Genomic DNA, 22053 nt, shown 5'->3' with positions numbered 1-22053 from the left:
CGTCCCCCCGCACCTCCCCTCCGCGAACCCACCCCCCGCACGACGATCCCCCGGGAAGAAGGCCACCCCATGTTCGAGGCAGTCGAAGAGCTCCTCGTCGAGCACGCCGACCTCGAAGCGAGGCTGGCCGACCCGTCCGTCCACGCCGACCAGGCCAACGCCCGCAAGCTGGCCAAGCGGTACGCCGAACTGACCCCGATCACCCGCGTCTACCGCGCGTGGCGGCAGACCGGCGAGGACATCGAGGCCGCCCGCGAACTCGCCGCCGAGGACTCGGAGTTCCTCTCCGAGGTGAAGGACGGCGAGGCCCGCCGCGAGGAGCTGACCGAGGAACTGCGGCTGCTGCTCGTCCCGCGCGACCCGAGCGACGACAAGGACGTCATCCTGGAGATCAAGGCGGGCGAGGGCGGCGAGGAGTCCGCGCTGTTCGCCGGCGACCTGCTCCGGATGTACCTGCGGTTCGCCGAGCGGATCGGCTGGAAGACCGAGATCATCGACTCCAACGAGTCCGACCTCGGCGGCTACAAGGACGTCTCGGTGGCCGTGAAGACCAAGGGGAACGCCGAGCCCGGCCAGGGCGTCTGGGCGCGGCTGAAGTACGAGGGCGGCGTGCACCGCGTGCAGCGCGTCCCCGCCACCGAGTCGCAGGGCCGCATCCACACCTCCGCGGCGGGCGTGCTGGTCACCCCCGAGGCCGAGGAGGTCGAGGTCGAGATCCTCGCCAACGACCTGCGGATCGACGTGTACCGCTCCTCCGGCCCCGGCGGCCAGTCGGTGAACACCACCGACTCCGCGGTCCGGATCACCCACCTGCCGACCGGTATCGTGGCGTCCTGCCAGAACGAGAAGAGCCAGCTGCAGAACAAGGAGCAGGCGATGCGCATCCTGCGTTCGCGGCTGCTGGCCGCCGCGCAGGAGGAGGCCGAGCGGGAGGCCTCGGACGCGCGTCGCAGCCAGGTCCGCACGGTGGACCGTTCCGAGCGGATCCGGACGTACAACTACCCGGAGAACCGCATCTCGGACCACCGCACGGGCTTCAAGTCGTACAACCTGGACCAGGTGCTGGACGGCGACCTGAACGCGGTCATCCAGTCCTGCGTCGACGCGGACGCCGCGGCCAAGCTCGCCGCGGCCCAACAGAACTGACACCGGCGGCGAGCCCGACGTCGAGGCCGGAGAGCGGAAGCAAGAGGTCGTACGGATGAACCTGCTACTCGCGGAGGTGGCCCAGGCCACCCAGCGGTTGGCCGCGGCCGGCGTGCCGTCGCCGCGCTTCGACGCGGAGGAGCTCGCCGCCCACGTCCACAACGTCAAGCGCAGCCAGCTGCACACCGTCCAGGACGCCGACTTCGACGCCCGGTACTGGGAGGCCGTCGCCCGCCGGGAGGCCCGCGAGCCGCTCCAGCACATCACCGGCCGCGCCTTCTTCCGCTACCTCGAACTGGAGGTCGGGCCGGGCGTGTTCGTGCCCCGCCCGGAGACCGAGACGGTCGTCGAGTGGGCCATAGACGCGGTTCGCGAGATGGACGTCGCCGAGCCGCTGGTCGTCGACCTGTGCTCCGGCTCCGGCGCCATCGCGCTCGCCCTCGCCCAGGAGCTGCCGCGCTCCACCGTGCACGCCTTCGAGCTCGACGGGGGCGCGCTGCCGTACACCCGGCGCAACATCGAGGCCTCGCCCGACCGCGCCCGGGTCACCCTGCACGAGGGCGACGCCACCCGGGCCTTCGAGGACGACCGCGCCTGGGACGGCCGCTTCGACCTGGTCATCTCCAACCCGCCGTACATCCCGCTCACCGAGTGGGAGTACGTCGCGCCGGAGGCCCGCGACCACGACCCGCAGATGTCGCTGTTCTCCGGCGAGGACGGTCTGGACACCATCCGCGGCATCGAGCGGGTCGCCGCCCGCCTGCTGCGACCGGGCGGCGCCGTGGTGATCGAGCACGCCGACACCCAGGGCGGACAGGTCCCGTGGATCTTCAACGAGGAGGGCGGCTGGACCGACGCCGCCGACCACCGGGACCTCAACAACCGCCCCCGCTTCACCACGGCGCGCAAGGCGTCGCTGTGAACCACGCCATGAGCCCGTTCGGAAGGGGACCGCACCGATGAGCCGCCGCTACGACTGTGCCGACACCGGGGACCGCGCCACCGGCCTGCGCGAGGCCGCCTCGGCCATCCGCCGCGGCGAACTCGTCGTGCTGCCCACCGACACCCTGTACGGGGTCGGCGCGGACGCCTTCTCGCCGGAGGCCGTGGGCGCGCTGCTCGCCGCCAAGGGCCGCGGCCGCAACATGCCCTCGCCGGTCCTGGTCGGCTCGCCGACCACCCTGCACGGCCTGGTCACGGACTTCTCCGAGCAGGCCTGGGAGCTCGTCGACGCCTTCTGGCCGGGCGGGCTCACCCTGGTCGCCAAGCACCAGCCCTCGCTGCGCTGGGACCTCGGCGACACCCGGGGCACCGTCGCCGTCCGGATGCCGCTGCACCCGGTCGCCATCGAGCTGCTGAACGCCACCGGGCCGATGGCCGTCTCCAGCGCCAACCGGACCGGCGGCCCGTCCCCGGCCACCTGCGACGAGGCCCAGCAGCAGCTCGGCGACGCCATCTCGGTCTACCTGGACGGCGGCACCGCCGACCACGCGCAGGCCTCGTCGATCGTCGACGTCACCGGCAAGGTGCCGGTGCTGCTGAGGGCCGGCGCGATCTCCGCCGAGCAGCTGAGGGAGGTCGTCCCCGACCTGGAGGCCGGCAGTTGACGGCCGCCTCCCTCCATGCCGGGCCCGGCATATCGCCGTACCTGGCCGTGGGCCCCAGGCCGCTGGACCACTTCCGGATCCTCTACGTCTGCACCGGGAACATCTGCCGCTCGCCGATCGCCGAGCGGCTCACCCGGCGTGAGCTGGACACCCGTCTGAACCCCCGGGTGGCCGGGCGCATCCTGGTCGAGTCGGCCGGCACCTGGGGCCACGTCGGCGCGCCGATGGAGGAGCACGCCGCCACGGTGCTGGACGAGTACGGCGCCGACAGCGGCGGCTTCACCGGCCGCGAACTGCTGGACGAGTACGTGGTCGAGGCCGACCTGGTGCTCACCGCGACCCTGGACCACCGGGCCCAGGTCATCTCGATGGGCCACGAGGCGGGGCTGCGCACCTTCACGCTGAAGGAGTTCACCCGGCTGGTCCGCACGATCGACCCGGGCACCCTGCCGGACCCCCGGCGCGGCGCGGACGTCACCGAGCGCGCCCGCGCGCTGGTCCGCGCCGCCGCCGCGCTGCGCGGCTGGCTGCTGGCCGCCGACCCCGAGGCGGACGAACTGCACGACCCGTACGGCGCGCCGATCGGGATGTTCCGCAACTGCGGCGAGGAGATATTCCACGCCGTCGACCCGGTCGTCACCGCCCTCACCGGCCTCCAGGCCCTGCACTGAGACCCTCGGGCGCTCCGGCCCGGCGGGCGTCCTCGCGCCTCCCCTTCGACACCGGCGCGCCCACCCGGGCGGTCCCGCCTCGCGCCGCCGTGCCGGGGCGCGGGGGCGGTCCTACGCTGGAGAAATCCGACCCGACGCGCCCGGGAGCCCCGCCATGACCGTCACCGATGCAGCGACCGGCCCCGTCGAGACCACCGAGGCGCGCTCCGCGGCCCTCCACCGGGCCGATCCGCAGCTGGCCGACCTGCTGGCCGCCGAGGCCGAGCGCCGGGCCGAGACGGTCCAGCTGCTGGCCGGGGAGAACCTCACCGGCCCGGCCGTCCTGGCCGCCCTCACCGGCCCGCTGATCGACAAGTACGCCGAGGGCTACCCCGGCCGCCGCCACCACGCCGGCTGCGCGCTCGCCGACGCCGCCGAGCTGCTGGCGATCGACCGGGCCCGCGAGCTGTTCGCCGCCCCGCACGCCAACGTGCAGCCGCGCTCCGGCACCTCCGCGATGCTGGCCGCCTACGCCGCGCTGCTGCGGCCCGGTGACGTGGTGCTCGCGATGTCGCTGGAGCACGGCGGCCACCTCAGCTGCGGCTCGCGGGCCAACTTCTCCGGCCGCTGGTTCGACTTCGTCGGCTACGGGGTGCGCCGCGAGGACGGCCTGATCGACCTCGACCAGGTCCGCGAGCTGGCCCTGCGGTACCGCCCGAAGGCGATCGTGGCCGGTTCCATCTCCTATCCCCGGCACCCGGACTGGGCCGCCTTCCGGGAGATCGCCGACGAGACGGACGCCTACCTGGTGGCCGCCGCCGCGCAGACCACCGGCCTGATCGCGGCCGGCGTGGCGCCGTCCCCGGTGCCGTACGCGGACGTCACGGTGGCGGCCACCCACAAGCTGCTCCGCGGCCCGCGCGGGGGCCTGCTGCTGTGCACGGCGGAGCTGGCCGAGCGGGTCGACCGGGCGGTCTTCCCGTTCAGCCAGGGCGGCGCCGCGATGAACGAGGTGGCCGGCAAGGCCGTCGCGCTGGCCGAGGCCTCGACGCCCGCCTACCGCGCGTACGCGCACCGCACGGTGGCCGGCGCGCGGGTGCTCGCGGCGGGGCTCGCGCAGGCCGGCGCGCGTCCGCTGACCGGCGGGACCGACACCCACCTGGTGACCGCCGACGTCGGCCCGCTCGGGGTCAGCGGCGCCGAGGCGGAGCGCCGCTGCGCGGCCGCCGGGCTGCTGCTCGGCAAGTGCGCGCTGCCGTACGACGAGGCGCCGCCGTCCGAGGCCTCCGGGATCCGGCTGGGCACCGGCACGGTGACCTCGCAGGGCATGGGCGAGCCGGAGCTGGCGGAGATCGCCGGGCTGATCGGACGGCTGCTCGTGGACGGCACGAACGTCCGGGTGGCGGAAGGCGTCCGGCAGCGGGTCCGGGAGCTGGCGCGGGCGTTCGCCGGGCGCCGCTGACCGCCGATCCGAATCTCCTACCCGGTAGGGCGAACCGCGATGCGCGCCCCCGGCGTCGGACTCAATAAGGTGTGTGCCGTGGCGACGCACCTCGAACCCCGGACAGGCAGGGGAGTACCTTCGGTACCCACCCGTCGGACAGTGCTGCAGGAGGCCAGTGGTGCGTGAGTATCTGCTGGTGCTGTTCTGCACCGCGGCCGTCACCTACCTGCTGACCGGCCCGGTCCGGAAGTTCGCCATCGCGGCGGGGGCGATGCCCCCGGTCCGCGCCCGCGACGTCCACCGCGAGCCCACGCCGCGGCTCGGCGGCATCGCGATGTTCGGCGGACTCTGCGCGGGCATCCTGGTCGCCTCCCAGCTCGACAACCTGAGCAAGGTGTTCTCCCAGGGCACCGACATCCGGGCGCTGCTCTCCGGCGCTGGCATCATGTGGCTGCTCGGCGTGCTGGACGACAAGTGGGGCGTGGACGCCCTGGTGAAGCTCGGCGGCCAGATGATCGCCGCCGGTGTGATGGTCTGGCAGGGGGTCACGGTGATCACCCTGCCGGTGCCGGGTGTCGGACCGGTCGCGCTCAGCCCCACCCAGGGCATGGTCATCTCGGTGGTCATGGTCGTCGTCATGGTCAACGCGGTGAACTTCATCGACGGCCTGGACGGCCTGGCCGGCGGCATGGTCTGCATCGCCGCGATCGCCTTCTTCCTGTACTCCTACCGGCTCTGGTACGGCTACACGATCACCGACGCCGCCCCCGCCGTGCTGTTCAGCGTGCTGCTGATCGGCATGTGCCTGGGCTTCCTGGCGCACAACATGCACCCGGCCCGGATCTTCATGGGCGACTCCGGGTCGATGATGCTCGGCCTGATGCTGGCCGTCGCCGCGATCTCGATCACCGGCCGGGTCGACCCCGACCTCATCACCAGCGAGCTGGGTTCGCAGACCGCCACCGTGCACGCCCTGGTGCCGATCTACATCCCGCTGCTGCTGCCGCTGACGGTCATCGCGCTGCCGCTGGCGGACCTGCTGCTCGCGGTGGTCCGCCGCACCTGGGCGGGCCAGTCCCCGTTCGCCGCCGACAAGCGGCACCTGCACCACCGACTGCTCCAGGTCGGCCACTCGCACAGCCGCGCCGTACTGATCATGTACTTCTGGGCCGCGCTGATCGCCTTCGGGACCGTCGCCTTCTCGGTCACCAACACCGGCCGAACCGTCGTCCTCACGCTGGCCGGGCTCTGCCTGGTCGGCCTGGTGGTGCTGCTCACGCCGCGGTTCCGGCCGCGGGCCCCGCGCGCGGTGCAGGCCTTCGTGCCGCCGCGCTACCGCCGCCGTCCGGTGGCCAGGCCCGCCGCCCCGGTCACGCCGGGCGAGGAGATCACCGCCGAGTCGGCCGGGAGCGCGGCCCCGGAACCGATGGCCGAGCTGTCGGCCGAGGACAAGCGGCTGCTCGGCGGGGTGGCGAAGGGGTCGTCGGCGATCACCGGCCGCGGCCACGGCAACGGCCGGGGCCGCTAGCGGGGGTGATGATCCGTCAATCGCCATCACCCGTTCGGCGGCACTCTTGGGCCGTTGGTGTGACAGGTGCCACACATTCATGGTAAAGCTCTCATCAAATAGTTTGTGATACCGTTCACGAGTACCGAGAACACGCCGAAAGACCTGACAGGTGGATGACTTCCGTCCCTGGTGGGTCTCCCTCGACGGGCTCGCCGTCGAGCGGCCGGCCCGCGGTGGTTCCGGTCCGGTGTCACCCACCGCTTTCCCGCCCGTCCCCCCGCCACATCGACATGCCGCCGGAGTTGCCGACATGCCGTCCAACGACGCCCGGATCCTCCGAGGCGCCGCGATCCCCACTGCGGCCGCCGGAGTCATCGCGATGGCGATCTCCTTCGCCGTCGCCGGGGGCAAGGGCCTGCTCGGCGCGCTCTTCGGCGCCCTTCTGGTGATGGCCTTCTTCACCTTCGGGCAGGTCGCCCTCGATCGGCTGACCAGGTCCAACCCCCAGATCATGATGGCCGCCGCGCTTCTGGTGTACACGACCCAGATCCTGCTGGTCGGCATCGTGCTGGCGGTCTTCAAGAACACCGAACTCTTCAGCCGGCAGGCCTTCGCCTTCACGCTGCTGGGCTGCGCGCTGATCTGGACCGGGTTCCAGGTGCGCGGCGCGCTGAAGGCCAAGACCTTCTACGTCGACCCCGAAGCCTCTGAAAAGAAGGCCGACAAGCCGTCCGACAAGGGGCGTCAACAGTGATGACGCCCCACTGTCCCCCCAACGAGGGGGGCGGTGTTTATGCCGCGCTGACGGGCTGCTATCGTCCGTCGCAACAACGGAGTACGGGAAGAGGCCTGGTCTGTCCGCACGGCGGACCGATCGCCCCCCGGATCCGCGCAGTCTTCGATGATCCCGCTTCGGTGCAGCGCACTGGCGCGCGGGGTCGGCGAGAAATCCATCAAGTTCCAGTGCCGCTCCGTGGTCGCAGGCCACGCCGACACAGCGAGGTTGCCGTAACCATGCGTCACGACGAAGGAGTCCGTGGTGAGTGCTGAACTCACGTCCCTCGCCTCAGGCGGTTGCCACTTCGGGGACGCTGGCTGCGGCTTCCCGGCCCCGGGCCTGAACGAGTTCCAGTTCGAGCCGATTTTCACGATCGGCAGCTTCGAGTTCAACAAGCCGATGCTGCTCTCGATCATCGTTGCCGCGCTGGTCGTCGTGTTCTTCTGGGCCGCTTTCGCCAAGCCGAAGCTGGTCCCGGGCAAGCTGCAGCTGGTCGGTGAGATCGGCTACGACTTCGTCAAGCGCTCCATCGTGCTGGAGACCATCGGCAAAAAGGGCGAGAAGTACGTCCCGATGCTGGTCTCGATGTTCTTCTTCGTGTGGCTGCTGAACATCATGTCGGTCATCCCGTTCGCCCAGTTCCCGGTGACGGCGGCGATCGCGTTCCCGGCCGGCCTGGCCGCGGTCGTGTGGATCACCTACATGACGCTGACCTTCAAGAAGCACGGCTTCGTCGGTGGTCTGAAGAACCTCTGCTGGCCCTCGGGCATCCCCGGCTGGGTCATGTTCATCCTGGTGCCGATCGAGTTCTTCTCGAACATCTTCGTGCGCCCCTTCACGCTCGCGGTCCGAGCCTTCGCGAACATGTTCGCCGGCCACCTGCTGATCGTGATGTTCTCCATCGCCTCCTGGTACCTGCTCAGCCCGACCCTGGGCGCGCTGTACGGCTCGGCCTCGTTCATCGTCGCCGTCGGCCTGACCGCCTTCGAGCTGCTGGTCCAGTTCCTGCAGGCCTACATCTTCGTGATGCTGGCCAGCAGCTACATCGCCGGTGCCCTGGAAGAGGCGCACTGAGCCAGGGGCCGCCGCGGCCCTCTTGAACCACCCCAGGAACGCCCGGTGGCCAATCACCACCGGTTCACCATCCCCGCAAAGGACACATTGCAATGAGCATGCTCGCTGAGGTCGGCGTCTACGGTTCCGTCGCTTCCATCGGCTACGGCCTCGCCGCGATCGGCCCCGGCATCGGCGTCGGTCTCATCTTCGGTAACGGTGTCCAGGCCATGGCCCGTCAGCCCGAGGCCGCCGGCCTGATCCGTTCCAACATGTTCATCGGCTTCGCGCTGACCGAGGCGCTCGCCCTCATCGGCATCGTCATGCCGTTCGTCTTCGGCCAGGGCCCCAAGTAATTCCCGCCGTAGACCCTTCGAGGAAGGTCCAGATATGAGCATCGCGGCTCAGCTCGCGGAGGAGGGGGAGATCATGAACCCCCTGCTGCCCGCATGGCCCGAGATCATCATCGGCCTGCTCTGCTTCTTCATCGTCTTCGGGATCCTCGGCAAGAAGCTCCTCCCCAGCATCGAGAAGGTGCTGTCGGAGCGCCGGGACGCCATCGAGGGCGGCATGGAGCGTGCCGAGGCCGCGCAGGCCGAGGCCCAGGCCACGCTTGAGCAGTACCGTGCCGAGCTCGCCGAGGCGCGTCACGAGGCTGCTCGCATCATCGAGCAGGCTCGCGAGCAGGGCGCCGCCCAGCTCACCGAGATGCGCGAGGAGGGCCAGCGCCAGCGCGAGGCCATCGTCGCCGCCGGCCACGCCCAGATCGAGGCCGACAAGAAGCAGGCGACCGCCGCCCTGCGCCAGGACGTGGGCTCGCTGGCCACCCAGCTGGCGTCCCGCATCGTGGGTGAGTCCCTTGAGGACCACGCGCGGCAGAGCGGGGTCGTGGACCGCTTCCTGGACGAGCTGGAGGCCAAGGCCACCGCTGCTCAGGGTGCGGCCAAGTGATCGGCGCCAGCCGCGAGGCCCTCGCCGCCGGGCGGCAGAACCTGGAGAGCCTGACCGACTCCACCTCGGTGGACGCGGCCAAGCTCGCCGAGGAGCTCACCGCCGTCACGGCCCTGCTGGACCGTGAGGTGTCGCTCCGCCGCGTGCTGACCGACCCGTCGCGGTCGGGCCAGGACAAGGCTCAGCTGGCCTCCTCGCTGCTGGGCGGCCAGGTCTCCGGCGCGACGCTCGACCTGGTCTCCGGCCTGGTCCGGTCCCGCTGGTCGGGTGCCCGCGACCTGGTCGACGCCACGGAGCAGCTGGCCGCGTACGCCGAGGTCATCGCCGCCGACAAGGCCGGTGCCCTGGACGGCGTCGAGGACGAGCTCTTCCGGTTCGGCCGGGTGGTGAGCGGCTCGCACGAGCTGCGCTCCGCGCTGACCGAGCCCAAGGCCGGCGCCGTCGCCAAGGCGGCCCTGATCAAGAAGCTGCTCGGCGGCCGCGCCCACGCGGGCACCGTGCGACTCGTCACCAGCCTGGTCAACAACCCGCGTGGCCGTAGCCTGGAGCAGGGGCTGGAGTCCTACTCCAAGCTCGCCGCCGCCCGGCGGGACCGTGTGGTGGCCCAGGTCGCCACGGCTCTTCCGCTGTCGGACGGCCAGAAGGAGCGCCTGTCGGGTGCTCTCGGCCGGCTGTACGGCCGCCAGGTCCACCTGAACATCGACGTCGACCCCGAGGTCGTCGGCGGTATCCGGGTGCAGATCGGTGACGAGATCATCGACGGCACGGTGTCGAGCCGCCTTGAGGGCGCTCGTCAGTCGCTCGAAGGCTGAGCACCAAGCAGCACATCCGACCCTCGGTCGGGAAACCGGCTCCACCGGAGTCGGGAAAACGTACGGCCGGTTCATACGACCCGGCCGAGAGTCGAGTACTTGCGGCCCTCAATGGCGGGCCGAGGATCGCAAACTAGGAGAGCAGGGAAGCCTGATGGCGGAGCTTACGATCCGTCCGGAGGAGATCCGGGACGCGCTGGCCGACTTTGTCCAGTCGTACCAGCCGGACGCCGCCTCTGTGGAAGAGGTCGGCACGGTCACTGACGCGGCGGACGGCATCGCCCATGTCGAGGGTCTGCCCTCGGTCATGGCGAACGAGCTGCTGAAGTTCGAGGACGGCACGCTGGGCCTCGCGCTGAACCTCGACACCCGCGAGATCGGTGTCGTCGTCCTCGGTGAGTTCGGCGGCATCGAAGAGGGCCAGACGGTGCGCCGCACCGGCGAGGTCCTCTCCGTTCCGGTCGGCGACGGCTACCTCGGCCGCGTCGTGGACCCGCTGGGCAACCCGATCGACGGCCTGGGCGACATCGCCTCGACCGGCCGCCGCGCGCTGGAGCTCCAGGCTCCGGGCGTCATGGCCCGCAAGTCGGTCAAGCAGCCGCTGCAGACCGGTATCAAGGCCATCGACGCGATGACCCCGATCGGCCGCGGCCAGCGTCAGCTGATCATCGGCGACCGCCAGACCGGCAAGACCGCGGTGGCCGTCGACACGATCATCAACCAGCGTGACAACTGGCGCTCGGGCGACCCGGAGAAGCAGGTCCGCTGCATCTACGTCGCCGTGGGCCAGAAGGGCTCCACCATCGCGTCCGTCCGCGGCGCCCTGGAGGAGGCCGGCGCGCTGGAGTACACCACCATCGTGGCCGCTCCCGCCTCCGACCCGGCCGGCTTCAAGTACCTCGCCCCGTACACCGGCTCGGCCATCGGCCAGGAGTGGATGTACGACGGCAAGCACGTCCTGATCATCTTCGACGACCTGTCGAAGCAGGCCGAGGCCTACCGCTCCGTCTCCCTGCTGCTGCGCCGCCCGCCGGGCCGCGAGGCCTACCCGGGTGACGTCTTCTACCTGCACTCCCGCCTGCTGGAGCGCTGCGCCAAGCTGAACGACGCCCTGGGCGGCGGCTCGATGACCGGTCTGCCGATCATCGAGACCAAGGCCAACGACGTCTCGGCGTACATCCCGACCAACGTCATCTCCATCACCGACGGCCAGTGCTTCCTGGAGTCCGACCTGTTCAACGCCGGCATCCGCCCGGCCGTGAACGTCGGTATCTCGGTCTCCCGCGTCGGTGGCTCCGCCCAGATCAAGGCCATGCGCTCGGTCGCCGGCCGTCTGCGCCTGGACCTCGCCCAGTACCGTGAGCTGGAGGCGTTCGCCGCCTTCGGTTCCGACCTGGACGCGGCCTCCAAGGCCCAGCTGGAGCGCGGTGCGCGCATGGTCGAGCTGCTGAAGCAGGGCCAGTACCAGCCGTTCCCGGTCGAGGAGCAGGTCGTCTCCATCTGGGCCGGCACCAACGGCAAGCTGGACGACGTCCCGGTCGCCGAGATCCGCCGCTTCGAGCGCGAGTTCCTGGACTACGTCCGCCTGCAGCACAAGGACCTGCTCGCCGGCATCGTCGAGACCGGTCTGCTGGCCGACGGCACCATCGACGCCCTGACGAAGGCCATCGAGTCCTTCAAGGCGGGTTACCAGACCGCTGACGGCAAGCTGCTCTCCGAGCAGGCCTGAGTCCGGTAGCGAGGGAAAGGACGTAACGACCCATGGGAGCACAGCTTCGGGTCTACAAGCGCCGGATCCGCTCTGTCACCGCGACGAAGAAGATCACCAAGGCGATGGAGATGATCTCCGCGTCGCGCATCGTCAAGGCGCAGCGCGCGGTGGCCGCCTCCACTCCGTACGCCGATGAGCTCACCCGGGCGGTGACGGCGGTGGCCACCCGGTCCAACGCCAAGCACCCGCTCACCACCGAGAACCCGGGCGCCTCGCGCGCCGCGGTCCTGCTGATCACGGCGGACCGCGGTCTGGCGGGCGGCTACTCGACCAACGCCATCAAGGCCGCGCTGACGCTCTCCGAGCGCCTGCGCGCCGAGGGCAAGGACGTGGTGACGTACATCGTCGGCCGCAAGGGCGTCTCGTACTACGGCTTCCGCAACCTCACGGTCGCGGGCTCGTGGACGGGCTTCTCCGACAAGCCGACCTACGGCGACGCGAAGACGGTGGCGTCCGAGCTGATCGAGGCCTTCACGGCGGAGACCGGCGGTGTGGACGAACTGCACCTGATCTCGACCGAGTTCGTGTCCATGCTGACGCAGAACGCGGTCGAGGCCCGGCTGCTGCCGCTGAAGCTGGACGAGGTCCAGCTCAGCGACCAGAAGCCGGCCAAGGCGGAGATCTTCCCGCTGTACGACTTCGAACCGTCGGCGGAGGGCGTCCTGGACGCGCTGCTGCCGCGGTACGTCGAGAGCCGGATCTACAACGCGCTGCTGCAGTCGGCCGCTTCCGAGCACGCCGCCCGCCGCCGCGCCATGAAGAGCGCGACGGACAACGCCGGCGAGCTCATCAAGTCGCTCACGCGGCTTGCCAACTCGGCCCGTCAGGCCGAGATCACCCAGGAAATCAGCGAGATCGTCGGTGGCGCGAACGCCCTGGCCGACGCTAGCGCGGGGAGCGAATGAGTATGACCACCACTGTTGAGCCGACCACGGCGACGGGCCGCGTCGCGCGGGTCATCGGCCCGGTCGTCGACGTGGAGTTCCCCGTCGACGCGATTCCGGACATGTTCAACGCCCTGCACGTCGAGGTGGACAACCCCGACGGCACGGGCAAGAAGACCCTCACCCTTGAGGTCGCCCAGCACCTCGGCGACGGCCTGGTCCGCGGCATCTCGATGCAGCCGACCGACGGCCTGGTCCGTGGCTCGCAGGTCACCGACACCGGCAGCGCCATCTCGGTGCCGGTCGGCCAGATCACCAAGGGCAAGGTGTTCAACGCCCTCGGTGAGGTGCTGAACGTCGACAAGGGCGAGTTCGAGTCGCAGGTCGAGGTCCGCTGGCCGATCCACCGCAAGGCCCCGGAGTTCAAGGACCTCGAGTCCAAGACCGAGATGTTCGAGACCGGCATCAAGGTCATCGACCTGCTCACCCCGTACGTCACCGGTGGCAAGATCGGTCTGTTCGGTGGTGCCGGTGTCGGCAAGACCGTTCTGATCCAGGAGATGATCTACCGCGTCGCCGAGAACTTCGGTGGTGTGTCGGTGTTCGCCGGCGTCGGCGAGCGCACCCGTGAGGGCAACGACCTCATCGACGAGATGGTCGACTCGGGCGTTCTGGACAAGACCGCGCTGGTCTTCGGCCAGATGGACGAGCCGCCGGGCACCCGTCTGCGCGTCGCGCTCTCCGCGCTGACCATGGCGGAGTACTTCCGTGACGTCGAGAAGCAGGACGTGCTCCTCTTCATCGACAACATCTTCCGGTTCACCCAGGCCGGTTCCGAGGTGTCGACCCTGCTCGGCCGCATGCCCTCCGCGGTGGGCTACCAGCCGAACCTGGCCGACGAGATGGGCCTCCTGCAGGAGCGCATCACCTCGACCCGCGGTCACTCGATCACCTCGATGCAGGCGATCTACGTCCCCGCGGACGACCTGACCGACCCGGCCCCGGCCACCACCTTCGCCCACCTGGACGCGACCACCGTTCTGTCGCGTCCGATCTCGGAGAAGGGCATCTACCCGGCCGTCGACCCGCTGGACTCCACGTCCCGCATCCTCGACCCGCGGTACATCGCGCAGACCCACTACGACACGGCCATCCGTATCAAGGGGATCCTGCAGAAGTACAAGGACCTCCAGGACATCATCGCGATCCTCGGTATCGACGAGCTGTCCGAGGAGGACAAGGTCACGGTCCACCGTGCCCGCCGCATCGAGCGCTTCCTCTCGCAGAACACCTACGTGGCGAAGCAGTTCACCGGTGTCGAGGGCTCGACCGTCCCGCTGTCGGAGACCATCGAGGCCTTCAACTCGATCGCGGACGGCAAGTACGACTCCATTCCGGAGCAGGCCTTCTTCATGTGCGGTGGCATCGAGGACCTCGAGCGCAACGCCGCCGAGCTGGCGAAGAAGTAGTCGCGGCCGGTAGCGGCCGAGCGTGACCGCGAGGGGTGGGCCCCAGCCCTGGGACCCACCCCTCGCGCCGCATCGGCTGTGATTCCGGTCAAATCCGTGCCGCCGGTTTCATGCCGGGGGCGCGGGCCCGTTATTCTTACCGAAACTCCCGAGTAATCGGGCGTTGCATGAGCCTAGGAGCCCACGTTGGCTGAGCTGCACGTCGAGCTGGTCGCAGCCGACCGCAAGGTGTGGTCCGGTGCGGCCACCATCGTCGTCGCCCGTACGGCCTCCGGTGACACCGGCATCATGCCGGGTCACACCCCGGTGCTGAGCGTGCTGGAGACCGGTCCGGTCACCATCCGCACCACGGACGGCGGCACCGTGATCGCCGCGGTGCACGGCGGCTTCATCTCCTTCGCCGACAACAAGCTGTCTCTGCTCGCGGAGATCGCCGAGCTGGCGGACGAGATCGACGTCGCGCGCGCCGAGCGCGCACTGGAGAAGGCCAAGTCCGACCTGGACGCGCACGCCGAGCGGCGCGCCGAGGTCCGGCTGTTCGCGGCGCGCGGCCTCAAGGCCCACGCCTGAGTGTGCCGGACCCCGCCTGAGCGGGGTCGACCGACGGTCCCGGGGACGCGTGAGCGTGACCCCGGGACTGTCGTCTCAGTTGGTAGGTCAACGCGGTCGTTGGTACGACCGACACGGGGAACGCGGGTAGCGAGGAGGTAGGTGAGCATGGTCCTCGCCCTTGTGGTGTGTGCGGCGGTCGTGGCGCTCGGTGTGATCGGGTTGGTCGCGTTCGCGGTACGCCGCCGTGTGATCCAGCGGGTCGGTGGCACGTTCGACTGCAGCTACCGGCTCAAAATGCCGGCCGACGCCTCGACGCAGCCCGACCTCGACGAGAACGGCCAACCCACCCCGGCCCCGGTCCCGCAGACCGATGGCAAGGGGTGGGTTTTTGGTATCGGCCGGTACAGCGGCGATTCCATCGAGTGGTTCCGGGTCTTCTCGTACGCCCCGCGCCCGCGCAAGGTGCTGCCGCGCCGGGAGATCGAGGTGCTCGGCCGGCGCTACCCGGAGGGGCAGGAGGAGCTGGCCCTGCTCTCCGGCTCGGTGGTGCTGCGCTGCCTGCACAACGGCGCCCCGCTGGAGCTGGCGATGAGCGAGGACGCGCTCACCGGCTTCCTCGCCTGGCTGGAGGCCGCCCCGCCCGGCCAGCGGGTGAACGTCGCCTGACGTGCCCCGCTAGGCTGGCCGCATGGTCAATCTGACGCGCATCTACACCCGTACCGGCGACGACGGCACCACCGCGCTGGGCGACATGAGCCGCACGACCAAGACCGATCCGCGGCTGGTCGCGTACGCGGACACCAACGAGGCCAACGCCGCGATCGGCGTGGCGATCGCGGCGGGGGCGCTGCCCGAGGACGTCGCCGCCGTGCTGACCCGGGTGCAGAACGACCTCTTCGACGTCGGCGCCGACCTGGCCACCCCGGTGGTGGAGGGCTTGACGTACCCGCCGCTGCGGGTCGAGCAGTCCTACATCGACAGGCTTGAGGCGGACTGCGACCACTACCTGGAGGCGCTGGAGAAGCTCCGCAGCTTCATCCTGCCCGGCGGCACCCCCGGCGCCGCCTACCTGCACCTGGCCTGCACGGTGGTGCGCCGGGCCGAGCGGGCCACCTGGGCGGCGATCGACACGCACGGGGACACCGTCAACCCGCTGACCGCCAAGTACCTCAACCGGCTGTCGGACCTGCTGTTCATCCTCGCCCGGTCGGCCAACAAGGAGCGCGGCGACGTGCTCTGGGTGCCGGGCGAGAACCGCTGAGTCAGCGGTCCGCCCGCTCGGGGATCTTCCAGCCGACGATCCGGCCGTCCTCGACGACGGCGCCGGCCGGCGGCCGCTTCGGCCAGAGGGTGTAGCTGACGGCGATCGCGGTGTTCACCGCCGCGGCGATGCCCAGCTTCCAGTACCACTGGTCGAAGACCTCGGTGCCGGAGGCGTCGGTGAACAGCTTCAGCGCGCTGATCAGGGTGACGGTGATCGCCGCCGAGACCAGCGTGCGCCGGCAGACCACCCACTCGTGGCGGCTGCGCTCGGCGCCGTACTTGGGCGCGGGCAGCGGCTTGGGCCCGCCCGCGAAGTGGTGCAGGAAGCGCGCGTCGGCCCAGCGGACCACCGACGGACCGAAGCCGACCGAGAAGCCCAGGTAGCTCGCGGCCAGCGCGTGCGTCCAGGAGGCGGTGGCCCCGCCGCGCAGGTCGAGGAAGGTGAGCAGGAAGAGCACCAGGTCGGTCACGGGCAGCCCGGCCAGCAGAACGGTGCTCGTCCTGCGCCACCGCAGCAGGTAGCGGGTGGCGAGGCCCAGCGCGAGGACCACCCAGAAGGCGGCCTCGGCGGCGACGATCAGGGTGACGATCATGGTCTCCTCCGGGATCGGGTGACGCTTCCAGGCTCCCGGAGCGCCCCCGCGCGCGCGTCGTCACCGGGGACGGACCCGGGCTGCACCTTTCGATGTACGGGCGCTCCTCCTGGTACCGGACCCGTCGGCCCGCCGGGAATGATCTGATGGGGGAGTGCGCAGACCGACACCCACCCCACGGCAGGTCGACGCGGGAATCGCGCTCGCCGGTCTGCTCGGCGGGCTGCTGCTGATCGCCTTCCAGGTGTACGACCACTCCTCGGCCATCCCGCGCTGGCAGGTGCTGCCGGCCCTGCTGGCGATGGCGGCCCTGGAGCTCGTCCGGCGGACCAGGCCGATCCTGGTCGCGGTGCTCGGCGGGCTGGTCTTCGCCGGGAGCATCTTCTCCGGCGCGCTGCTGGCGACCACCATGATGTACACCGACCTGCTCTACGCGGCGGTGGTGTACGGCCCCCGCCGGATGTCGCCGGTCCTGCACGCCAGCGGCACCGCCTCGGTGCTGGTGCTGACCACCCTGACGCTGGTGTACGACGATCCGGCGACGGCCGTCACGGTGGCCGTGATCACCGTGCTGATCTTCCTGGGCCCGCTGTGGACCGCCGACATCGTGCGCAAGCACCGGCAGGAGGCGGAGACCCAGCGGCTGCGGGCGGAGCAGACCGCGCTGCTCTCGGAGATGGACCGGCGCGAGGCGGTCGTCGCCGAACGCGCGCGGATGGCCCGCGAGTTGCACGACGTGGTGGCCAACCACCTGTCGGCGATCGCGATCCACGCGACCGGCGCGCAGTCGGTGGCGCGGCGTCAGCACCGCGCGGCGGACGATCCGGTGCTGGAGGTGCTCGGGGTGATCCGGGAGAACAGCGTCCAGGGATTGGCCGAAATGCGCCGCATCGTCGGGCTGCTGCGCGACAGCGGCGGGGGCGAGGCCGACGAGTCCTACGCCGCCCCGGACCTCTCGGCGGTGGACGCGCTGCTCGCCAAGGCGCGGGCGGCCGGGCAGGACGTCGGGCTGGGCTTCGAGCTGACCGAGCGGGGCGAGCGCGGCGAACTGCCGGTGCCGGTGCAGCTGGCCGCGTACCGGATCGTGCAGGAGTCGCTGACCAACGCGCTCAAGCACGCGGGTCCGGGGGAGGTGCGGGTACTGCTGGACTTCCGCCCCGAGGAGCTGCGGATCGCGGTGGACAGCCCGTACCGCCAGGGGGCGGGGCAGGCGCTGCCGGGCGCCCGGGCCGGGCTGGTCGGGATGGCGGAGCGGGCCTCGCTGCTGGGCGGCGGCTTCGAGGCCGGGCCGCGCGACGGCCACTGGAGCGTGCGCGCGGTGCTGCCGCGCGCGATGTCGACGGAGGAAGGAACGGAACGGGCATGACGATCCGGGTGGTGGTCGCGGAGGACCAGGGGGCGGTCCGGGCGGCGCTGGTGATGATCCTGCGGGCCGAGCCCGACCTGGAGGTGGTCGGGCAGGCGGCGGACGGCGAGGAGGCCGTTCGGCTGGCCCTGGAGCTGCGGCCGGACGTCGTCCTGATGGACGTGCAGATGCCGCGCCTGGACGGCGTCTCGGCGACCCGCCAGGTGGTGGCGGCCGGGGCGGCGCAGGTCCTGGTGCTGACCACCTTCGACCTGGACGAGTACGTCTACGGCGCGCTGCGGGCCGGGGCGGCCGGGTTCCTGCTGAAGGACCTGGAGGCGGACGCCCTGGTCGAGGGCATCCGCACGGTGGCCCGTGGGGACGGCATGCTGGCGCCCTCGGTGACCCGGCGGCTGATCGGCACCTTCGCCCGCCCGGACCGGGCGGTGGGGCCGGAGGTGCGGGCGGCGGTGGAGGGGCTGACGCCGCGCGAGCGGGAGGTGCTGGCCTGCATCGGCGCCGGCCTGTCGAACGGTGAGATCGCCGGGCGGCTGGAGATGGCGGAGGCGACCACCAAGACGCACGTCAGCCGGATCCTGGCGAAGCTGCGGCTGCGCAGCCGGGTGCAGGCGGCGATCCTCGCCCAGGACCTCGGGCTGATGATCTGATCGACCGATTTGCTCAGGTGACCAGGTCGGTTGCAGATCACACCTTCGGATGGCACCACGGGCCCCGATCGGGCACTAAAGTCCGGCCCATGAGCGATGCGGCTCGGTGGGCGACCCCTGCCTTGAGCCGCCTTCAGGGCCCGTCCGGCAGGGCGGCGACGGTATCGGGAGACCAGCCATGAGCAGTGCGTCCAGCAAGCAGATCGCGGTGATCGGTGCCGGCCTGATGGGCGCCGGCATCGCCCAGGTCTCCGCCCAGGCCGGGCACCCGGTGGTCCTGCGCGACGTCACCGAGGAGGCGCTGCGGCGCGGCCTCGACGGGATCCGCGCCTCGTACGACAAGTTCGTCTCCAAGGGGAGGCTCACCGCCGAGGACGCCGAGGCGGCGCTCGCGCGGATCACCACCACCACCGACCTGGGCGCGGTCGCCGAGGCCGACATCGTGGTCGAGGCCGTCTTCGAGCAGCTGGACGTCAAGGAGGGCGTCTTCAAGGAGCTCGACAAGCTCGCCAAGGACGGCGCGGTGCTCGCCTCCAACACCTCCGCCATCCCGATCACCCGGATCGCCGCCGTCACCGCGCGCCCCGAGTCGGTCGTCGGCGTGCACTTCTTCTCGCCGGTGCCGCTGATGAAGCTGGTCGAGCTGATCCGCGGCTACAAGACCAGTGACGAGACGCTGGCCACCGCCCGCGCCTTCGCCGAGGGCGTCGGCAAGGAGGTCGTGGTGGTCAACCGCGACGTGGCCGGCTTCGTCACCACCCGTCTGATCACCGCGCTGGTCGTCGAGGCCGCCAAGCTCTACGAGTCGGGCGTGGCCACCGCCGAGGACATCGACACCGCCTGCCGCCTCGGCTTCGGCCACCCGATGGGCCCGCTGGAGACCGCCGACCTGACCGGCGTGGACATCCTGCTGCACGCCGCGCGGAACATCTACGGCGAGACCCAGGACGAGAAGTTCGCCGCCCCGGAGATCATGGCCCGGATGGTCACCGCCGGTGACCTCGGCCGCAAGAGCGGCCGCGGCTTCTACCCGTACCCGGGCAAGTGACCCCGCGCCGCTGAGGCGGTGAACGGGCGGGCCGGGCACGCGTCCGCGGTGCGGCCCGCCCTTTCCGGGGCGGGTGAGTTTCCTCACGCCGGGTGCCCGGACGGGTGATTTGGGCGGTAATCGAGCGTAGGTGTGGAGAGTTCCTGCGTATATTCCCTCGGACGAGTGAAGTTGCTTCAGATCCGGCCGCTACCAGCAACCCAGTGGGCCGGCCCACCGTCAGATGGGATGACGGGGAACCCGGGATTCCGGCCGGATCCGGTGCGTGGGGCCGCGGGCCCGCCCGGTGCCCGGACCGCCCCCACCGCCCTTCCGACACCGGCACACCAGCCACCGGCACACCAGCCACCCGCACACCCCTACCCCAGGCCCGCCCACGCGGAGGAGGAGAGCATGCGCATCACCGGCGACCACGCGGCGCTGGCCATCGAAGGCCGCCTCGACGTGCGCACCGCCGCCGACGCGCGGTCCCGGCTGCACCAGGCCGTCGACGGCGGCCTCGGCGACCTCGTCCTCGACCTCGCCCGCCTGGAGTTCTGGGACGCCACCGGCCTGGGCGTGATCATGGGCACCCACCGCCGGGCCGGCCGGATCGGCCGCCGCCTGGTGCTCCGCTCCGTCCCCGCGCAGCTCCAGCGCCTGCTGGTGGCCACCCGGCTGCACCGCATCCTCGCCGTCGAAGGCGTCACCGCCGACCCCCGGGGCGCCACCCTCCCGGCCCTCTGACCGGCCACCGACCGCCCGCGCGGTACGGCGCTGCGCGAGTGGGCACGGATGTGCGAGAGTCTGGCGTCAGGACACGGCCCGGACGGCCCGGCCTCGCCGGGGTGTCGGCCGGTACGGGTTGACGGCGCGAGCGTGGGGCGGAGCAGAACGTGGCACAGCCAACCGGTGACTTCCGGCAGGAGTCCGTGCGCACCCGGAGCGGTGAACTGGTCTCCGGGGGACTGCTGGTGACCATCGGCGGCCCCGAGGGCTCCGAGGTGCGCCCCTGCCCCGAGGAGTGGCGCCCCCGGCCCCGCCGGGTCGGACCCGGCGCGCCCGCGCGCGGCCAGGCCGGCGACTCCGGCCGCCAGGTCGGCCCGCTCGCCCTCGGCGCCGGACCCGCCGACCTGCCGCTGCTCGACCGCGAGGCCGACATCGCCCAGCTGCTCGCCCTGCTCGCCGAAGGCCGCTCGATACGCCTGGTCGGCCAGGCCGGCTCCGGCCGCAGCGCCCTGCTGTCCGCCGTCGCCGAGGCGGCCGGTGACCTCGCCCCCGGCGGCGTGGTCCGGCTCTGCGGCCACCGCCGCACCGCCGCCGACCTGCTCCAGGACCTCTTCGCGGCCACCCACCACGCCCCCGGCTACCGCCCCGACCCGGGCCGGCTGGTCGAACACCTCTCCCGGGTCAGCGCGATCGTCGTCATCGACGAGGTCGCGCCCGTCGGCGCCGAACTGGAGGCGCTGCTCGGCGCCGCCCCCGACAGCGCCTTCCTGATCTCCGTCGCCCCCGACAGCCCGCAGCTCCAGCCGGACTCCCGGCTCCAGGACCACCTCGTCGCCGGTCTCTCGCGGCCCGCCTGCCTGACCCTCGCCGCCCGGCTGGCCGGCCGTCCCCTGGACGCCGCCGAGAAGGCGTGGGCGGTGGACCTCTGGTTCGAGTCCGAGGGCCTGCCGCTGCGCTTCGTCCAGGCCGCCGCGCTGCTGCGCCAGCGGGACGTGGCGGTGGACGCGCTGGTCGCCGCCGAGGAGGACCGGATGGACGTCTTCGGCGCGGTGAAGGAGCCCGTCCACCACCCCGACCCGGCGGTCCGCGAGGCCGCGCTGCGCGACACCGTGCCGCTGCCCTCGGTCGCCGAGTCCACCCGGCCCGCCGTCCGGCTCGCCGAGGGGCTGAGCGAGACCGCGCAGGCCGTGCTGCGGCTCGCGGTGGCGTTCGGCGGCGAGTGCCCGACCGCCCCGCACCTGCCCGCGCTGATCGACGTCGGCCAGGGCGAGAGCGCGCTCGCCGAACTCGCCGACGCCGGGCTCTCCGTCTCGATCGGCGGCCACCACCGGCTCACCGCCGGAGCGCTGGAACTGCTCGCCCCGCACTGGCCGGCCCGGGGCAGCGCCGACGGCGCCGCCCAGCACTTCGCCTGGTGGATCGGCCACTCCTCGGTCTCGCTGCCGCAGATCGCCGCCGAGGCCGAGGTGGTGATCGGCGCCCTGCTCGCCGACCAGGCCGCCGGACGGCACGACGCGGTGCTGCGGCTGGCCCGCGCCGCCGCCCCCGCGCTGGCCCTGGCGCTGCGCTGGGGGGCCTGGGAACGCGCCCTGCAGCTCGGCCTGGAGGCCGCCCGGCGGACCGGCGCGAGGTCCGACGAGGCCTGGTTCCACCACGAGCTCGGCGTGTACGCCGTCTGCGCCCATGAACCCGGCCGGGCCATGGCCGAGTTGGAGGCCGCGCTGGCGCTGCGCGGAGCGCTCGGCGAGGTGCGCGGGGCGGCCGGGGCGCGCCGGATGCTCGATCTGCTGCGCGCCGACGG

General features: G+C 71.6%; 23 protein-coding genes. 22 read left to right on the top strand and 1 reads right to left on the bottom strand.

All coding sequences use genetic code 11. From position 1 onward, the window contains the following. Positions 1-69 precede the first annotated feature (69 nt). The 17 genes from prfA to ABD308_RS01460 all read left to right on the top strand — a co-directional run bounded on the left by prfA (position 70) and on the right by ABD308_RS01460 (position 15888). The gene (gene prfA, locus ABD308_RS01540; protein WP_344324257.1) at positions 70-1146 is read left to right on the top strand and encodes a peptide chain release factor 1; all 1077 of its coding nucleotides are present in this window, start codon (positions 70-72) and stop codon (positions 1144-1146) included. A gap of 55 nt (positions 1147-1201) precedes the next feature. Further along, on the top strand, positions 1202-2068 hold the full coding sequence (prmC, locus tag ABD308_RS01535) for a peptide chain release factor N(5)-glutamine methyltransferase (RefSeq protein ID WP_344324254.1): 867 nt from the start codon (positions 1202-1204) through the stop codon (positions 2066-2068). Positions 2069-2105: 37 nt separating this feature from the next. Then, entirely contained in the window at positions 2106-2753 is a 648-nt protein-coding gene (locus ABD308_RS01530; RefSeq protein ID WP_344324251.1) for an L-threonylcarbamoyladenylate synthase, read from the top strand. A gap of 29 nt (positions 2754-2782) precedes the next feature. Next, on the top strand, positions 2783-3424 hold the full coding sequence (locus tag ABD308_RS01525; protein WP_344324362.1) for an arsenate reductase/protein-tyrosine-phosphatase family protein: 642 nt from the start codon (positions 2783-2785) through the stop codon (positions 3422-3424). A gap of 154 nt (positions 3425-3578) precedes the next feature. Next, positions 3579-4865, top strand: coding sequence for a serine hydroxymethyltransferase (locus ABD308_RS01520; RefSeq protein ID WP_344324248.1), 1287 nt, complete (start codon positions 3579-3581; stop codon positions 4863-4865). Positions 4866-5025: 160 nt separating this feature from the next. Continuing rightward, complete coding sequence (locus ABD308_RS01515; RefSeq protein WP_344324246.1) at positions 5026-6375, top strand: MraY family glycosyltransferase; 1350 nt, start codon at positions 5026-5028, stop codon at positions 6373-6375. A 292-nt stretch (positions 6376-6667) separates the two neighbouring features. Continuing rightward, complete coding sequence (locus ABD308_RS01510; RefSeq protein WP_344324243.1) at positions 6668-7111, top strand: Cg1360 family ATP-synthase-associated protein; 444 nt, start codon at positions 6668-6670, stop codon at positions 7109-7111. Positions 7112-7396: 285 nt separating this feature from the next. Further along, positions 7397-8209 (top strand): F0F1 ATP synthase subunit A, encoded by an 813-nt coding sequence (gene atpB, locus ABD308_RS01505; RefSeq protein WP_425554668.1) that lies wholly within the window; start codon positions 7397-7399, stop codon positions 8207-8209. A gap of 92 nt (positions 8210-8301) precedes the next feature. Then, positions 8302-8544 (top strand): ATP synthase F0 subunit C, encoded by a 243-nt coding sequence (gene atpE / locus ABD308_RS01500; RefSeq protein ID WP_030302757.1) that lies wholly within the window; start codon positions 8302-8304, stop codon positions 8542-8544. Positions 8545-8578: 34 nt separating this feature from the next. After that, a complete protein-coding gene (locus ABD308_RS01495) occupies positions 8579-9139 on the top strand; it encodes a F0F1 ATP synthase subunit B (protein ID WP_344324234.1) in 561 nt (186 codons plus the stop codon). Beyond that, positions 9136-9951, top strand: coding sequence for a F0F1 ATP synthase subunit delta (locus tag ABD308_RS01490; RefSeq protein WP_344324231.1), 816 nt, complete (start codon positions 9136-9138; stop codon positions 9949-9951). The genes ABD308_RS01495 and ABD308_RS01490 overlap by 4 nt, the downstream gene beginning before the upstream one ends. 154 nt (positions 9952-10105) lie before the next feature. Beyond that, the gene (gene atpA, locus ABD308_RS01485) at positions 10106-11680 is read left to right on the top strand and encodes a F0F1 ATP synthase subunit alpha (protein ID WP_344324228.1); all 1575 of its coding nucleotides are present in this window, start codon (positions 10106-10108) and stop codon (positions 11678-11680) included. A 32-nt stretch (positions 11681-11712) separates the two neighbouring features. After that, positions 11713-12627 (top strand): F0F1 ATP synthase subunit gamma, encoded by a 915-nt coding sequence (locus ABD308_RS01480; RefSeq protein WP_344324225.1) that lies wholly within the window; start codon positions 11713-11715, stop codon positions 12625-12627. A gap of 2 nt (positions 12628-12629) precedes the next feature. After that, entirely contained in the window at positions 12630-14075 is a 1446-nt protein-coding gene (atpD, locus tag ABD308_RS01475) for a F0F1 ATP synthase subunit beta (protein WP_344324222.1), read from the top strand. A 186-nt stretch (positions 14076-14261) separates the two neighbouring features. Continuing rightward, positions 14262-14645 carry a F0F1 ATP synthase subunit epsilon gene (locus ABD308_RS01470; protein ID WP_344324219.1) on the top strand — a complete coding sequence of 128 codons (384 nt, stop codon included), beginning with the start codon at positions 14262-14264 and terminating at the stop codon, positions 14643-14645. Positions 14646-14792: 147 nt separating this feature from the next. After that, a complete protein-coding gene (locus ABD308_RS01465; protein ID WP_344324216.1) occupies positions 14793-15293 on the top strand; it encodes a DUF2550 domain-containing protein in 501 nt (166 codons plus the stop codon). A gap of 22 nt (positions 15294-15315) precedes the next feature. Further along, positions 15316-15888 carry a cob(I)yrinic acid a,c-diamide adenosyltransferase gene (locus tag ABD308_RS01460; protein ID WP_344324213.1) on the top strand — a complete coding sequence of 191 codons (573 nt, stop codon included), beginning with the start codon at positions 15316-15318 and terminating at the stop codon, positions 15886-15888. Position 15889: 1 nt separating this feature from the next. Here ABD308_RS01460 and ABD308_RS01455 read toward each other — a convergent pair whose 3' ends face one another. Continuing rightward, a complete protein-coding gene (locus ABD308_RS01455; RefSeq protein WP_344324210.1) occupies positions 15890-16483 on the bottom strand; it encodes a hypothetical protein in 594 nt (197 codons plus the stop codon). 154 nt (positions 16484-16637) lie between these two features. Between ABD308_RS01455 and ABD308_RS01450 the strand changes: the two genes are divergently transcribed. The 5 genes from ABD308_RS01450 to ABD308_RS01430 form a co-directional block, all read left to right on the top strand. After that, on the top strand, positions 16638-17849 hold the full coding sequence (locus ABD308_RS01450; RefSeq protein ID WP_344324207.1) for a sensor histidine kinase: 1212 nt from the start codon (positions 16638-16640) through the stop codon (positions 17847-17849). Continuing rightward, the gene (locus ABD308_RS01445; RefSeq protein WP_344324205.1) at positions 17846-18496 is read left to right on the top strand and encodes a response regulator; all 651 of its coding nucleotides are present in this window, start codon (positions 17846-17848) and stop codon (positions 18494-18496) included. Before ABD308_RS01450 ends, ABD308_RS01445 begins: the two co-directional genes overlap by 4 nt. Before the next feature lie 178 nt (positions 18497-18674). After that, a complete protein-coding gene (locus ABD308_RS01440; protein WP_344324202.1) occupies positions 18675-19544 on the top strand; it encodes a 3-hydroxyacyl-CoA dehydrogenase family protein in 870 nt (289 codons plus the stop codon). 393 nt (positions 19545-19937) lie between these two features. Beyond that, positions 19938-20270 (top strand): STAS domain-containing protein, encoded by a 333-nt coding sequence (locus ABD308_RS01435; RefSeq protein ID WP_344324199.1) that lies wholly within the window; start codon positions 19938-19940, stop codon positions 20268-20270. A 149-nt stretch (positions 20271-20419) separates the two neighbouring features. Further along, positions 20420-22053, top strand: a 1634-nt coding sequence (locus ABD308_RS01430; RefSeq protein WP_344324196.1) for an ATP-binding protein, incomplete at its 3' end; no start/stop codon positions are given.

Origin of the sequence: Kitasatospora putterlickiae, assembly GCF_039527695.1 — a bacterium.
GTDB classification, from domain to species: Bacteria; Actinomycetota; Actinomycetes; order Streptomycetales; family Streptomycetaceae; genus Kitasatospora; species Kitasatospora putterlickiae.
The sequence above is the reverse complement of the archived record's forward strand: the minus strand, read 5'-3'. Positions and strand labels throughout refer to the sequence as shown.

Coding starts and splice junctions, on each gene's coding strand:
- ABD308_RS01480 (WP_344324225.1), top strand. CDS start 11,713: ATGGGAGCACAGCTTCGGGTCTACAAGCGCCGGATCCGCTCTGTCACC.
- ABD308_RS01455 (WP_344324210.1), bottom strand. CDS start 16,483: ATGATCGTCACCCTGATCGTCGCCGCCGAGGCCGCCTTCTGGGTGGTC.
- prfA (WP_344324257.1), top strand. CDS start 70: ATGTTCGAGGCAGTCGAAGAGCTCCTCGTCGAGCACGCCGACCTCGAA.
- ABD308_RS01520 (WP_344324248.1), top strand. CDS start 3,579: ATGACCGTCACCGATGCAGCGACCGGCCCCGTCGAGACCACCGAGGCG.
- ABD308_RS01530 (WP_344324251.1), top strand. CDS start 2,106: ATGAGCCGCCGCTACGACTGTGCCGACACCGGGGACCGCGCCACCGGC.
- ABD308_RS01440 (WP_344324202.1), top strand. CDS start 18,675: ATGAGCAGTGCGTCCAGCAAGCAGATCGCGGTGATCGGTGCCGGCCTG.
- ABD308_RS01445 (WP_344324205.1), top strand. CDS start 17,846: ATGACGATCCGGGTGGTGGTCGCGGAGGACCAGGGGGCGGTCCGGGCG.
- ABD308_RS01510 (WP_344324243.1), top strand. CDS start 6,668: ATGCCGTCCAACGACGCCCGGATCCTCCGAGGCGCCGCGATCCCCACT.
- atpD (WP_344324222.1), top strand. CDS start 12,630: ATGACCACCACTGTTGAGCCGACCACGGCGACGGGCCGCGTCGCGCGG.
- ABD308_RS01435 (WP_344324199.1), top strand. CDS start 19,938: ATGCGCATCACCGGCGACCACGCGGCGCTGGCCATCGAAGGCCGCCTC.
- ABD308_RS01465 (WP_344324216.1), top strand. CDS start 14,793: ATGGTCCTCGCCCTTGTGGTGTGTGCGGCGGTCGTGGCGCTCGGTGTG.
- ABD308_RS01495 (WP_344324234.1), top strand. CDS start 8,579: ATGAGCATCGCGGCTCAGCTCGCGGAGGAGGGGGAGATCATGAACCCC.
- prmC (WP_344324254.1), top strand. CDS start 1,202: ATGAACCTGCTACTCGCGGAGGTGGCCCAGGCCACCCAGCGGTTGGCC.
- atpE (WP_030302757.1), top strand. CDS start 8,302: ATGAGCATGCTCGCTGAGGTCGGCGTCTACGGTTCCGTCGCTTCCATC.
- atpA (WP_344324228.1), top strand. CDS start 10,106: ATGGCGGAGCTTACGATCCGTCCGGAGGAGATCCGGGACGCGCTGGCC.
- ABD308_RS01460 (WP_344324213.1), top strand. CDS start 15,316: ATGGTCAATCTGACGCGCATCTACACCCGTACCGGCGACGACGGCACC.